Source organism: Mesorhizobium neociceri (genome assembly GCF_013520985.1).
Taxonomy (GTDB): Bacteria; Pseudomonadota; Alphaproteobacteria; order Rhizobiales; family Rhizobiaceae; genus Mesorhizobium; species Mesorhizobium neociceri.
Genome location: NZ_JACDTY010000005.1, coordinates 253,588 through 267,026, shown reverse-complemented (window position 1 = coordinate 267,026; position 13,439 = coordinate 253,588). Strand labels below are relative to the sequence as shown.

The 13,439-nt window shown below is 63.6% G+C and carries 10 protein-coding genes; 5 read left to right on the top strand and 5 right to left on the bottom strand.

Annotated features, from left to right (window positions below; translation table 11 throughout):
• Window positions 1-101: 101 nt before the first annotated feature.
• From H0241_RS13620 to H0241_RS36220, 5 genes are all read right to left on the bottom strand, one after another.
• Entirely contained in the window at window positions 102-884 is a 783-nt protein-coding gene (locus H0241_RS13620) for a SapC family protein (protein WP_181058157.1), read from the bottom strand.
• 98 nt (window positions 885-982) lie between these two features.
• Window positions 983-1,921: a radical SAM protein gene (locus H0241_RS13615; protein WP_181058155.1), complete on the bottom strand. Its 939-nt coding sequence runs from the start codon at window positions 1,919-1,921 to the stop codon at window positions 983-985.
• A gap of 18 nt (window positions 1,922-1,939) precedes the next feature.
• Complete coding sequence (locus tag H0241_RS13610) at window positions 1,940-2,803, bottom strand: hypothetical protein (protein ID WP_181058153.1); 864 nt, start codon at window positions 2,801-2,803, stop codon at window positions 1,940-1,942.
• On the bottom strand, window positions 2,796-4,232 hold the full coding sequence (locus tag H0241_RS13605) for a nucleoside/nucleotide kinase family protein (protein ID WP_181058151.1): 1,437 nt from the start codon (window positions 4,230-4,232) through the stop codon (window positions 2,796-2,798). Before H0241_RS13605 ends, H0241_RS13610 begins: the two co-directional genes overlap by 8 nt.
• A complete protein-coding gene (locus H0241_RS36220) occupies window positions 4,229-5,251 on the bottom strand; it encodes a methyltransferase (RefSeq protein ID WP_181058149.1) in 1,023 nt (340 codons plus the stop codon). The genes H0241_RS13605 and H0241_RS36220 overlap by 4 nt, the downstream gene beginning before the upstream one ends.
• Before the next feature lie 224 nt (window positions 5,252-5,475).
• Here H0241_RS36220 and H0241_RS13595 point away from each other — a divergent pair, with 224 nt between their 5' ends.
• The 5 genes from H0241_RS13595 (at window position 5,476) to H0241_RS13575 (ending at window position 13,433) form a co-directional block, all read left to right on the top strand.
• Window positions 5,476-6,780, top strand: coding sequence for an outer membrane protein (locus H0241_RS13595; RefSeq protein WP_181058147.1), 1,305 nt, complete (start codon window positions 5,476-5,478; stop codon window positions 6,778-6,780).
• Between the two features lie 263 nt (window positions 6,781-7,043).
• On the top strand, window positions 7,044-7,364 hold the full coding sequence (locus H0241_RS13590; protein ID WP_181058145.1) for a DUF3467 domain-containing protein: 321 nt from the start codon (window positions 7,044-7,046) through the stop codon (window positions 7,362-7,364).
• Window positions 7,365-7,375: 11 nt separating this feature from the next.
• On the top strand, window positions 7,376-9,259 hold the full coding sequence (locus H0241_RS13585) for an efflux RND transporter periplasmic adaptor subunit (protein ID WP_235984262.1): 1,884 nt from the start codon (window positions 7,376-7,378) through the stop codon (window positions 9,257-9,259).
• A 39-nt stretch (window positions 9,260-9,298) separates the two neighbouring features.
• Window positions 9,299-11,452, top strand: a complete 2,154-nt coding sequence (locus H0241_RS13580) for a PqqD family peptide modification chaperone (protein ID WP_181058143.1) — start codon at window positions 9,299-9,301, stop codon at window positions 11,450-11,452.
• Window positions 11,445-13,433: a preprotein translocase subunit SecA gene (locus H0241_RS13575; protein WP_181058142.1), complete on the top strand. Its 1,989-nt coding sequence runs from the start codon at window positions 11,445-11,447 to the stop codon at window positions 13,431-13,433. The genes H0241_RS13580 and H0241_RS13575 overlap by 8 nt, the downstream gene beginning before the upstream one ends.
• The last annotated feature ends 6 nt before the right edge of the window (window positions 13,434-13,439 follow it).

Sequence of the window (13,439 nt, the reverse complement as noted above, 5' to 3'; positions counted from 1 at the left end):
CTTGGCTCACCCCCCGTCCGTCGGCCGCCCTTGCGGCCGTCGAACGCCCCAGTCCCAATGCCCAAGCACTAAAAAGGGCGCAATGCTGCGCCCTCCACACATCACGCGTCCGCAGGTTCCGGAGCCGTTTCCGGCTCGGGCACGTCATCCTTGCCCTTGAGCGCCCCCGCGCCCATTCGTTCGGCTGTCGCCGACAGGTGACGCATCGACTGCAGATGCAGATAGATCAATTCCAGGTCATCGGACCTGGCAAGCTCCGCCAGCTGGTCGCCCGACAGCGCCTTCAGCCGCTCGCGGTTGACCGCGAAGAAACCGGACAGCGTCAGCACCTTGCCATCACGCAAGGTGAAACGCGCCTGCATGGATTCGAAAAGGTTGAGATCGTTAAGGCGCTTGGTCAGCGTCTGCGTGCGCTGGAACTGCACCTGATAGGCCTGCAGGAAACCGAGCACGTTCTGCAGATAAAGCGTGCGCTCGCCGTCGCCATCGAACAGCCGCTCGCCACGACCCTTTCGGTTGCAGCCTTCGAACTCCTCGTCGACGCACAGCGTGAAGTTGGCGCCGTCATCGGTGCTCGAAAAGACGAAGGGGTAGCGGCGCAGGAACGCCGGCACGTAGCGCCCTGCCCAGGATCCATCCGGGTTGACGAAGAGATTTTCGCCATCGCGTACGCCAAGCAAAACGACTGGAATGATGTTTTCACCCTGGCCTGCGAAAACCACCGAATATTCGGCGGCGGCATTGGCAAATTCGGCGGCCATCAACGGCACCGAATTGACCTCGCGCGCAAAGGAAAAATTGTTGCCGGTTCTGACAGCCAAATCGCCATGGCTACGGAACGATACTGGTACCGCGCGCTCATATATTAGCAGTTGCTTAACCATTACCCAACCTCGAAAGCACATCGCCCTGAAAAAGGAATGCCATCAAGCGCCCCCGCCTGATTCATCTCTCCTGCGATTCAGGAAATTCTTTATTAGAACTAGACTATGGTTTCCCCGAGGGCAACACCTTGTTTTGAACAATCATTCAGCGGCACCAGCCGATCGGCATGGTCACCATGTCTTTTGACATAGGCGGTGTTGAGCCCAAGGCATTGAGTAGAGGCGCAATTGTCCCTGTAGGGGCACTGATAGAAGCCATTCTTGGCGAATTCGTCCCAGAACGCCGGATCGATGTAAAGCTGCGGTTGATCGTTAACCAGAAGTAAAGAATCTTCGCCGAGCAAGCATTCGGGGAAGTTCTTTATTTCCACTGAACGGCCGAGTGCTTGAGCCCGGCGCACAGCTTCCTTGAGGAAGGGCAGTACATCCAAGTAGTTGGCAGCCAAGCCTTTTTCGTCGGTTTCGGCCATCGGCCAGTACAGCCAGAACTCCATCTGGGTCAGCCGCTTCAGATGCGCCAGCCTGTCGACTACGGCTGGCAAAAGTCGATAGCTGGCTTCGGTCACGACAGTGTTTGTGATGGTCGCGACATCTGGATACTCGTCGAGAATCTCGAGTCCAAGTACGGTCTTGTCGAATGATCCTTTGACCGTCGTAATTGTGTCATGGCTTATAGCGTCGCTTCCGGCGACGCTCACAAAAAATTCATCGATCCCGGCTTCGACGAGACTGTGACTGTAGGCCCGCCGCCCCAGATGCATGCCATGGGTCTGAATTCGGACATGTTCGAAGCCCGCCGTGCGTGCCTGGCGAGCAAGGTCGGGAAGGTCACGCCGAAGCGTGATTTCGGAGCCGGTGAGAATGAGGCCGGTCCATTGCCGTGTGCGTCTGTTGTGGGCGAGCAGATCGTGAAAGCTTTCGTCGCTTTCGGGCGCCAGGCGATCCATCGTGCCCTCGATCATGCAGTGCACGCATTTGAGGTTGCAGCGGAACTCCATCGTCAGCGAGACGTATTTGCTGTGGTCGTAGATCGACATCAAGCGCCCATCAGAAATCTACACGACGCCGTAATAGGCGCTTTTGAGGATTTCCACCCTGCCGTCGATCATACGATAATCGATGCCGACATCATAGAGCATGTGGTCGAGATGCGCCCGATGCGCGACGAGGAAGGCGCGGATGGCCTCGGGATAGCCCAGTCTTTCGACAAACCATATCAACTGGTCGATGCGGATGCGGGAGAAATAGACGCCGTCATTATACTTCTTGTTGGCGACGACGATGATCCCGCAATCCGTCAGCTCAGGCCACAGCACAGACGAGACATCGAGGCCGTCGAGATCGAGATGCGCCGATGCCGCCACCTTGCCGACAATGTCATCCCAATCGTCCTTCGCATCGAAGAAATAATAGAGATTATCGAAGCGCAAGCCGGCAGCGCTGAGCTGGTAGCAGAGGCCGGACGACACCATGCCGCTTGGGTTGCCGAGATAGACGCTGATCTCCTCGATGTTCCGCCTGCGCTCTCCAAGGGCTGCATCGAGATCGATCGAGAACATGAAATAGGGCCGCTTCGGTGAGAGAGAGAGCGTCGACGGTGCGTAGGGCGCCAGGGCGCCCAGCACCCTCTCGATCGAGACCTCGCGCTCCAGCCGCTCATAGTCGTAGAAATAAAGCTCCCAGCTGAATTCGGCGCCCTTCTGCTTGACGCCCCAGACAGTCTTGAACGGACCGATCTCGGCGCTGATCGCATTCACCATCTCGGCAAGCAGCGGCGGCGCGCCGAGCACGTCGAACGACTGCCAGAGCAGCGTCGAGGAGCGCAGCTTGCCGGCGGTGGCGGCCACCGGCTTGTAAGGCCACAGGCAGTAGTCGAAGAGCGGGTCGTCCGGAAGGGCCCAGTCGAGACGGTCAGCCACGGCCTGCCCCTTTTCTCGCTGCGGCGCCGAAATAGAGCGTGGCGAAATCCTGGCCGTTTCGACCCAGACCCCCGGACAGATGGCCGAGCGGCTGGCGAGCGATGCGCGACAGGAACGCGTCTAACTTAGCCGGCTTAATATCGTAGGCGTTGCCAAGGCGTCTGATCGCCTGCTCAACCGCCTCGACCTCGAGGCCGGCCGAATAGAAGTTGATGTCGAAGGACTGCCGCGGCGAACCGTCTTCGCGCACCTCCATGAAGAAAATCCGGTCTTCCGGGCAGTGGGGAAGCGCCGCCTCGATCATGTCGAAAGCCGCATCGACGGAAGGCAATGCGCCGCCATCGGGGTGCAGCTTGCCGAGCCGGCTCCTGATCGCCGCGACCCCGCGCGCCTCCGCTGGCCAGAAATAGCGTGAAACGCGTGCCGATTGCGGATCGTCGGGCCGCCATTTCACGGCGACGTGGACCAGTTCGGTGGCGGCCACGGCGCCTTTCGTCAGGCCGCGTCGCACCCGTCCGGAAAACTCGACATAGATCTTGTAGAGGCCGGCCTTGCCGCCCTCATAACCGAAATGCACGATCTCGGCCTCGGCCAAGTGCTCACTCAACATGGCAAGCATTGCTTCCGGCAGCGCCAGCGCGCGGGCGATGCGGGCTAGCCCGGCTTTGGCATCTGGGCCGAGCGAATCCTTGTGCACGATGGCGAGGAAGCGGTCCTCGTTGATCTCGCCATCGCCGAATTTGGCCGAGCGCTCCAGTCCAAACGGGCAGTTCAGCTCCTCGATCAGCGCCAGCATGCGCCTGCCCGGCGCTTCGATCGGCGTCTGTTTCGGATCCTGCGCTTTGGCGAACAGTTCGATCCGCTGCAGGATCGCTACCATCGCCTCGTCGGCCAGCTGCGCCACCGGCGCGCGGCCATCCATGATTATGTCTGCGGCCGGCCGCACCCGCTCGCTCTGCACGGCATAGGTGCCGGCGATGAAATCCGTGTAGTGCCGGAGATAGGAGTCCAGCCAGCCCATGAAGGCCGGCGCTTCTCCCGGCGTCGCGCGCGCCCTGCCGGCGGCCTCGCCGATCTTGCGGGCCAGCGCGATATCGGCCGGCGTGTCGACCCAGATCAGCGTGTCAATGAGCTTGCCGGTGGCGGCGTGCGCGCGCCCAAGCAGTGTGTCGAGCAGCACGCATTTCGGACGCGGCGTCGCCTCGGCAAGCCGGTTCAACTCCCGCACCAGCGGCTCCAGCATGATCTCGTCATAGTCCGAGCCGCGCTCGATCCAGTCCCTGATCTTTTCCGGCGGCAGGCTGGTGACCATCTCGAAATCGTCATAGTGCAGCGCCGGCACGCCTAGCCGTTTCTGCAGCGCCTTGGTCAGCGAGGTCTTGCCGCTGCCTGGATGGCCTGAAATCGCGACGATGGGCGCCCGGTTCATGGCTTTCTCGCGGTGATGAGGGCGAACGGCATCTCGATGCCCACGGACTGGACGGCGATGTCGGCGAAGCCGCGCCGGTCGAGTTCGCCCACGTAGAAATCCGGGCTGCGGAAGAACGGCAGGAAGACGAGGTTGGCGACCATCGAATAAGGCAGCCTGGCGCCCTTCAGTTCGATCGGCATGCGCTCGAAGATCACCATCTTGCCGCCAGGCTCGAGCGCTTCGGCCGCCTTGCCGATGAAGGCGGCGGCTTCGTCCTTCGGCCAGTCGTGCAAGACCGACTTGAAGCTGATGAAATCATGGCCCGCAGGCAGGCGATCGCGCCGGAGGTCACCCTCGCAGAATGCGATCCGTGCGGCTTGCGGCGATGCCGCGACATGGCGGCGCCCGAGCGCGCAGACGACGGGCAGGTCGAAAACGGTCGCCTCGATGGTCGCGTTGCGCTCGCAGATCTGCCGGGCGAATTCGCCGCTGTTGCCGCCGACATCCAGGACGCGGCTGCTCTGCGCGAGATCGAGCCGGTCGAGACAGGCCGGCGCCTCGTATCGGCTGAGCGTCGTCGTGTAGCCCACCCATTGCGCCGCGGCATCAAGGTTTTCCGGCGTCACCTCGAGGCAGCGGTCATAGCGGAAAAGCTCGAACACTGCCGCGCGCGCCATGAACTCAGGGATGTCGGACAAAAGCTCGGCAAAAAGCCCATGCACGTCCGGCGCGACCAGATTGGCGAACCAGAGCTTGGCCTCGAGCAAATCGCGATGGGCGAGCGCGTCGCGGAAATCCGCGGTCAGGCGGACCGCGTCGCCGCCGCGAATCACGCCATTGCCTGCCAGCAACTGGAGAAAGAAGACGAAAGCGGTTTCAGGCATCCCGGCCAGCCCGGCAAGCTCGCTTCGATCGGCCGACTGCTGGCCGGCGAGCCGGTCGATCAAGCCGTGCGAAAAGGCAAGCGCCAAGGCCCGCGCCTCGATCTCGGTTTCGAGGAAGCGGTCGACATGCCGTAAGGGATCAGGGTGTGTCACGTCCGATTCTTGCCTGAGTCGCGCCGACCAACCGTCATCCGTTTTCCAGCTTCCGTCACCGTCTGCCAGCTGGGCTGCCGCGGCAGGATAGCAAATCGTATTGTTGCAGATACAGCACAGTGTAAATCAAGCTGATATAATCGGCCCGATCCCCGAACCATTTTTTTGGCACATTTCAGTATCGCGTGATACTCGCAAGATGGCGCTTATGGGGAGAGACTTGAATGGTTCGCAGTCTGTTTGCAGCATCGGCCGCCGTCGCTGCACTTCTTTGCGCCTCCTCGCTGTCACAGGCTGCCGACACCGTCGCGCCGGCGGCGGAGGTCAGCGGACCGTCCTGGACCGGGTTTTTCATCGGCGCCCACGCCGGCGGCGCCTTCGGCAATATGGGCTACGATCAGCTTCCGGTGCTCCCTGGCGACGCCACGGTTAGCTATAACTTTGGCGCCGAGGACTTTGCTTACGGCGTGCATGGCGGTTTCGACTACCAGTTCTCCGATCGCTGGGTCGCCGGTTTCGAACTGGACTATACGCAAATCGACTCCGATTACTCGCCATTCTCGTCCGGCGGTCTCGGAACCTTGGTCAAGGCCGACTCAATCTATTCGGCGTCGGGCCGCCTCGGCTATTTGATAACGCCCCAGACATTGATCTATGGCCGTCTCGGCTATGCCGGCATCAAGCTCGAAGCCGAAGAGGGCTTTACCGGCACCGCCAGCAAGACCGTCGGTGCTGCCGAAATCGGTGTTGGCGCCGAAACCTTCCTGTTCGGCAACCTGACCGGCCGCATCGAGGCCAACTACTATCAGGCGACCGACAAGTTCACCCTTGATACCGACGGCGAATCCTTCGATCCGCATTATCTCCTGGTGACGGCCGGCCTGTCCTACCGCTTTAACGCCGACAGAGGCTCCGCCTATCCAGTCGAGGCCGCCCCCGACATGAACTGGAACGGCTTCTATGCCGGCCTCGACGGCTCCTACAATTTCGGTGTCATGCATCTCGACGTCGCCGTGGCCGGCTCGACCGCCGGCCCGTATGGCGCGCAGAGCTTCGGCGGCGGTGTCTTTGCCGGCTACAATTTCGTGCTTGGCTCGTCCTATCTGCTCGGCGTTGAAGCCAGTGCCGACTATGTCGATTTGAAGTTCGAGGATCCGGCGCAGAATTCGTCCGATCCGACCGCGCCAAAACTGTTCGGCACCGTCCAGGGCGTCTTCGCACTGACGGCGCGCGCCGGGTACTTCGCCACGCCCTCGACCCTAGTCTATGCCAAGGGCGGCTTTGCCGGCCTGATGGTCAAGGCCAATGAAGAGTTCTTCGGCCTCGACGGCGGCGGCAGCAAGACATTGTCGGGCTACCAGATCGGCACCGGCGTCGAAGCCGCCTTGACCGACAACCTGAGCCTGCGCGTGGAAGGCCTTTACACCAAGGCGGTCGATGGCTTCACCGTCGCCAACAGCCAGCCGAACCAGAACGAACTGAAGCCGTCGCTGCTGACCGGCACGGTCGGTCTCGCCTATCATTTCTAGTGCGAGAACCGCATTTCCGGGGTCATGCTGGTGCGCAAGCCCGGTAACTGTAACCGCTAACTGTAGCGACTTGTTTCGGGACGTGCGCCGCGAAGACCGCTTTCGGTCCAGTCTTATTTGAACTATTGTTTGGCCGGGCGCGCCGCCTGAAACAGGACCGGCGCCTTTCTCGGGGGCGAGAAAGATTAGAACCGGCAGTGCATACGATAATCGTGGTTTCGGCCGCGGTTTTCAGGCAACGGCGACAAAGTGTGGGAGAACAAATGGCCAAGGCAGCAGCATCGGCAAAGGCGGCAAAATCTGCAGCGCCAGACAAGAACACCGAGCGCAAGGGCGTCCAGTGGCTGGAAGACCAGATGGCTACCCATTTCGCCAACGTCGTCAACGTTCAAGGCACGCGCGAGCAGGTCGATCTGTTTTTCGGTACCAACCGCACCTGGAACGTCGAGGACGGCGGCTCGGTTTCGGTGGAACTGTCCAATCGCATCATCCTGACGCCGCTCGCGGCCAAGCGCCTGTGGACCGTGCTCGGCGGTGTGCTGCGCGAACATGAATCCCGCTACGGGTCCCTCATCGTCGAGTAGCTGCCCGGAAAATGGCCAAAGTCACGCAGAGCGACGATGCAGGCATGGCGGAGGATGCCTCGTCCGCCAGCTCCTTGACGCTGCTGGCGCCGGCGCTCTGGAAGCGGCTTTCCGAAGCAGGCACGTCCGAAGACCTCGCAACCGCCTGGCTCGCCTTGCAATGCAGCATGATCCCCGGCGCGACGAAGGGCATCGTGCGCGTCGAGGCGCCGGGCGGGTTCCGGCTTTTGTCGGCGTGGCCCGAAGTTGGTGACGAAGCCGCCGACCTTAAGGCCACGACCGAACTGGCGCTCACCGAACGCCGCGCCGTGGCGCGTGGCGCCACCGCCGAGTCCGGCGCCAGGCCGTCGGTCGCCTTTCCGGTCCTGCTTGATGATACCATCATCGCCGTGGTCGCGGTCGGCATCGACGTCGCCAAGCAGTCGCAGGCCAAGGACGCGATGCGGGCCGCTATCCGCCAGATCCAGTGGGGCTCGGCCTGGCTGCGCGACCATCTGCGCGGCCAGCGCGCCAGCACCAATGTGCGCCAGCTCGACCGTTCGCGCGCCACGCTCGACCTGATCGCGTCGGTTCTCGATCACCAGCGCTTCGGTCCCGCTTGCATGGCGGCCGCTACCGAGCTGGCCATTCGCTTCGACTGCGCCCGCGTCAGTATCGGCTTTGTCCGCCGCGGTGCGGCCCGCGTCGCCGCCATTTCGCACACCGCGCAATTTGGCCGCCAGATGGGCCTCGTGCGCGCTATTGGCGCGGCCATGGACGAGGCCATCGACCAGCGCTGCTCGATCCTCTATCCGACCCGCGCCGACGAACCGATTGCCACCCACGCTCATGGTGAGGTCTCCCGGCTCCAGCATGGCGGACAGGTTCTCACCGTACCAATGTTCGTCGTCGATGCCTTCATCGGCGCCGTCACCTTCGAACGCCGGCACGGCCACGCTTTCGAGGCCGAGATCGCGCAGATCCTCGACATGATCGCCACCGCCATCGGTCCGATCCTCAATGAGAAACGGCTGAACGATCGCTGGCTGATCACCAAGGCCGCGGAATCGCTGTGGCAACAGGTCAAGCGGTTACTCGGGCCAGGCTATACCGGGCGCAAGCTCGCTGCGATCGCCCTGGCGGCAGCCGCCGCCTTCGGCTACTTCGCCACCGATACCTACCGCGTCAATGCCGACGCCCAGATCGAAGGTTCGGTCCGCCGCGCCGTCATCTCTTCCTATGACGGCTTCATCCAGGAGGCCAAGGCGCGCGCCGGCGATGTGGTCAAATCCGGCGACGAACTGGCGACGCTCGAGGACCGTGAACTGGCGCTCGAGCGTCTGCGCTGGGCAACCCAGCGCCAGCAATACAGCTTTGAATACGACAAGGCGCTGGCGACCCGCCAGCCGGCCACCATCAATGTCGTCAAGAGCCAGATCGACCAGGCCGACGCGCAGCTCAAGCTGATCGACGAACAGATCGCCCGCACCCGGATCGTGGCGCCGTTCGACGGCCTCATCGTCTCCGGCGACCTCAGCCAGCGCATCGGCGGCTCGGTCAGCCGCGGCGAGTTGCTTTACGAAATCGCACCACTGACCGACTACCGTGTTGTCATGCAAGTCGACGAGCGCCAGATCGCCGACGTCAGCGAAGGCCAGACGGGAGAAGTCATCTTCGCCTCGCTGCCGGAAGAGCATTTCGATGTCGTCATCGGCAAGATCACGCCGGTTGCGCAGGCCAAGGACGGCAAGAACCTCTTCCAGGTCGAGGGCAGCCTGACCAAGGCATCGCCGCGGCTGCGCCCCGGTATGATCGGCGTCGCCAAAATCGCGATCGACGAGCGCCGGCTGGTCTCGATATGGATGCGGCCGGTGATCGAGTGGTGGCGCCTGGCCAGCTGGCGCTGGATGCCGTGACCATGAGCCAGCCCGTGTCACGAGTAGCCTGGTGCTGACATGGCTAAGTCGCTGTTCAGCCCGTCCTGGTACCGCGTCGCCGAGCTTAAGCTGAGATTGCGCCGGCACGCTGAAATCCACCGGCAGAAATTCCGCGGCGAGATCTGGTACGTCTTGCAGGACCACCAGACCGGACGTTTCCACCGCCTGTCGGCATCGGCTAATCTGATGATCTCGCTGATGGACGGCCGGCGCACGCTGCACGAAATCTGGGATCTCGTCGGACGCCGCGCCGGCGACGATCCGCCGACGCAGGACGAAGCCATCCATCTGCTGGCCGAACTGCATGCGTCCGACCTTCTGCAGGGCGAACTGCCGCCCGATTTCCAGGAACTGAGCGACCGCTCGGCCAAGCAGGCGCGCAATGAGGTGATGAACAGGTTGCGCAACCCGATGGCGCTGCGCCTGCCGCTGTTCGATCCCGACCGCTGGCTCGATCTTACCATGCCGCTGGTGCGGCCGCTGTTCACCGTCTATGGGCTGCTCGCCTGGCTGGCGCTGGTCGGAACCGGCATCGCGCTGGCGGTGCTGCACTGGGCTGAGCTTACCTCCGACGCATCGGACCGCCTGCTCAGCGCCGGCAACGTCGCTTTGATCATCGCCATCTATCCGCTGGTCAAGACATTCCACGAGGCCGGCCACGCCTATGCCACCAAGGCCTGGGGTGGCGCGGTGCACGAAGTCGGCATAATGCTGCTCATCTTCGTGCCGGCGCCCTATGTCGACGCCACCTCGTCGACGGCGTTTCGCGAGAAATGGCGCCGCATCGTCGTCAGCAGCGCCGGCATCATGGTCGAGTTCGCGCTGGCCGCTGCCGCCATGATCTTCTGGGTCAACGCCGAGCCCGGCCTGGCGCGCGCCGCAGCCTTCAACGTCATGGTGATCGGCGGCGTCTCGACGCTGTTCTTCAACGGCAATCCGCTGCTGCGTTTCGACGGCTATTACATCTTCGCCGACCTGATCGAGGTTCCCAATCTCGGCACCCGCGCCAACCGCTATTTCTGGTACCTGGTGCAGCGCTATTGCCTGGGCATCGCCAACATCGACAATCCAGCCTCGGCGCCGGGCGAGCGCAAATGGTTGTTTGGCTATGCCGTGCTGTCTTTCTGCTACCGCATCATGCTCAGCCTCACCATCGCGCTGCTGGTCGCCACCAAGCTGTTCTTCATCGGCACCTTGCTGGCACTATTCACCGTCTTCGGTACCGTGGTGATGCCGGTCTTCAAGGGCTTGAAGTTCCTGACCACGACGCCGCGCCTACAGGGCCAGCGTGGCCGCGCCATAACGCTGGTCGGCACCGCTGTCGCCGGACTGGCGACGCTGATCCTGTTCGTGCCCATGCCCTACGGAACGGTGGCACAGGGTGTCGTCTGGATACCCGACCGCGCCGAAGTGCGAGCCGACACAGCGGGCATCGTTGCCGAGATCCTCAGCCCGCCGGATTCGATGGTATCGGCGGGAACGCCGCTGCTGCGGCTGGAAGATCCCGGCATCAGCGGCCGCGTCGCGCTGATCGAGGCGCAGCGGCACGAATTGCAACTGCGCTACGAGGCGGTGCGGTTTTCCGACCGCGTCGAGGCCGACGTCGTCCTCGAGCAGATCAAGAACATGGACGGCGTGCTCGCCTCGGTGAAGCAACGTCGCGACGGGCTGGTGGTCAGCGCCCACGATGCCGGCCGCTTCATCCTGCCGAAGGCCGCGAACCTGCCGGGACGCTTCCTCAACCAGGGCGACCTGGTCGGCTATGTCGTGTCCAGCGCAACGCCGCAGTTGAGGGTGATCGTGCCGCAGAGCGAAGTCGACCTCGTGCGCGCCCGCACCGACAGCGTCGACGTCCGCTACGCCGGCGAGACCGGCGCGCCGGTGCCGGCCCATATCAGCCGCGAGGTTCCGGCCGCACAGTTCGATCTGCCGAGCCTGGCGCTTTCCGTCGAGGGCGGCGGCACCGTGGCGATGCGCTCCGGCGGCCAGGCCGGCGACAAGCCGCGCACGCTGGAAGGGCTGTTCGTGTTCGACGTCGCGCCGGAGCGCGCCGAAAAGCACCTGCTGCTCGGCAGCCGCGTCTTCGTCCGCTTCGGCCATGGCAGCGAGCCGCTGATCTGGCGCTGGGTGCGCAGCGTGCGCCAGACTTTCCTGAGCCGCTTCAATGTCTGACGCCGCTTTGGTCAGGCCGCCGCTGCCGGTTCTCTACGCCGAGCGGGAATACATCAAGAAAGCGCCGCTCGACGACTATGCTTCGCGCATCCTGGCCTTCGGCGTGGTGGCGGGTGCTTCGCGCCGCGCCCGCCGGCTGGCCGATATCGTGCCCAAGGCAGATGCCTTCGACACCGAGATGCGGGCGCTGTCCAACGAGGCGCTGCGCCTGCGGGCAAGACAGATATCGCTGTCGCTGAGACGCAAGCGCGGCTTTCCCGAAGCCATCGTCGCCGAATGCTTTGCCGTCATCCGCGAACTTTCGGCGCGCCTCAGTGGCCGGCGCCATTACCCCGTACAGATGATCGGCGCCTACGCGATGATCCGCGGCTATCTCGCCGAGATGGCGACCGGCGAAGGCAAGACGCTGACGGCAGCCCTTGCCGCCGGCACCGCCGCCCTTGCCGGCATGCCGGTGCATGTCGTCACCGTCAACGACTACCTAGCCAAGCGCGACGCCGAACTCACCCAGCCGATCTATGATGCGCTGGGGCTGTCGGTCGGCGTCGTCATAGGTGGGCAATCGATGCAGGAACGGCAGGCCGCCTACCGGGCCGACATCACCTACTGTACCAACAAGGAGCTGGCCTTCGACTATCTGCGCGACCGCATCGTTCTTGGCCAGCGCGACGGAAATCTGCGGCTGAAGATCGAAGGCTTGCAGGACGAGACGCCGCGGCTGACGAAACTGCGCCTGCGTGGCCTGCATTTCGCCATCGTCGACGAAGCCGACAGCGTGCTCGTCGACGAAGCGCGCACGCCGCTGGTCATCTCCGGCGAAGCCAAGGGCGAGATTTCGGCCGAAGCCGCGCAAGAGGCGCTCGAGCTTGCAGCCATGCTCGAGGCAGGCACCGACTACCACATGCTCAGCGAACAAAAGCGCGTTGTGCTGACCGATGCCGGCCGCGAGCGCATCGCCGACTTCGCTGAAGCACATGGCAAGGAATGGCGCGGCGTCATCGTGCGCGAGGAGTTTGCCCGCCAGGCGCTGTCGGCATTGCATCTTTTTCATCGCGGTGAGGAATATCTGGTACGCGACGGCAAGGTGCAGATCATCGACCAGCACACCGGCCGGCTGATGCCTGACCGCGCCTGGACCGACGGCCTGCACCAGATGATCGAGGTCAAGGAAAGCTGCAAGCCTTCGGCGCGGCGCACCACCATCGCGCGCATGACCTATCAGCGCTTCTTCCGCCGCTACGGCCATCTGTCCGGCATGACCGGAACGGCACGCCAGGTGGCGCGCGAATTCTGGAACGTCTACCGGCTGCCGGTGGTGACGATCCCGACGCACCGGCCCAGGCAGCGCAAAAATCTGGTCGACCGGGTGCTGCCGGATGAAGAGGCAAAGTGGCGGGTTGCGGTCAAGCGCATTGCCGAGCTGCATGCCAAGGGCGTGCCGGTTCTGGTCGGCACCGGCTCGGTCGCCTGCTCTATGGTGGCCAGCGAGCATCTTGACCGCGCCGGGCTTCCGCACCTTGTGCTGAGCGCAGCACAGGACAGCACCGAGGCCGCCGTCGTCGCCCAGGCCGGCGAACTCGGCCGCATCACCGTCGCCACCAACATGGCAGGACGCGGCACCGACATCCATCTCGCCGACGGCGTCGAGGAGCTCGGCGGCTTGCATGTCATCATGATGGAGCGGCACGAGGCGCGGCGCATCGACGACCAGCTTGCCGGCCGCAGCGGCCGGCAAGGCCAGCCCGGCTGCTTCCAGGCGATCCTGTCGCTCGATGACGCGCTTGTCGATTTCGCCGCCAGCCGGCCGCTGAAGACATTGTGCCGCGCGGCCGCACCTATCCTTGGCGAGGGTCCGTCGCGCTGGCTGCTGCGCCATGCGCAACGCCGTGCCGAACGCGTTCACGCCGGTATGCGCAACGACCTCTTGCGCTCCGACGAAAGACAGAGCCGCACCCTTGCCTTCTCCGGCCGCCCGGAGTGAGCAACG

Bases quoted from the DNA above. Each gene is read 5' to 3' on its own strand.
- H0241_RS13620 (WP_181058157.1), bottom strand. From the start codon at position 884: ATGGTTAAGCAACTGCTAATATATGAGCGCGCGGTACCAGTATCGTTC.
- H0241_RS13590 (WP_181058145.1), top strand. From the start codon at position 7,044: ATGGCCAAGGCAGCAGCATCGGCAAAGGCGGCAAAATCTGCAGCGCCA.
- H0241_RS13605 (WP_181058151.1), bottom strand. From the start codon at position 4,232: ATGAACCGGGCGCCCATCGTCGCGATTTCAGGCCATCCAGGCAGCGGC.
- H0241_RS13575 (WP_181058142.1), top strand. From the start codon at position 11,445: ATGTCTGACGCCGCTTTGGTCAGGCCGCCGCTGCCGGTTCTCTACGCC.
- H0241_RS13615 (WP_181058155.1), bottom strand. From the start codon at position 1,921: ATGTCGATCTACGACCACAGCAAATACGTCTCGCTGACGATGGAGTTC.
- H0241_RS13580 (WP_181058143.1), top strand. From the start codon at position 9,299: ATGGCTAAGTCGCTGTTCAGCCCGTCCTGGTACCGCGTCGCCGAGCTT.
- H0241_RS13595 (WP_181058147.1), top strand. From the start codon at position 5,476: ATGGTTCGCAGTCTGTTTGCAGCATCGGCCGCCGTCGCTGCACTTCTT.
- H0241_RS13585 (WP_235984262.1), top strand. From the start codon at position 7,376: ATGGCCAAAGTCACGCAGAGCGACGATGCAGGCATGGCGGAGGATGCC.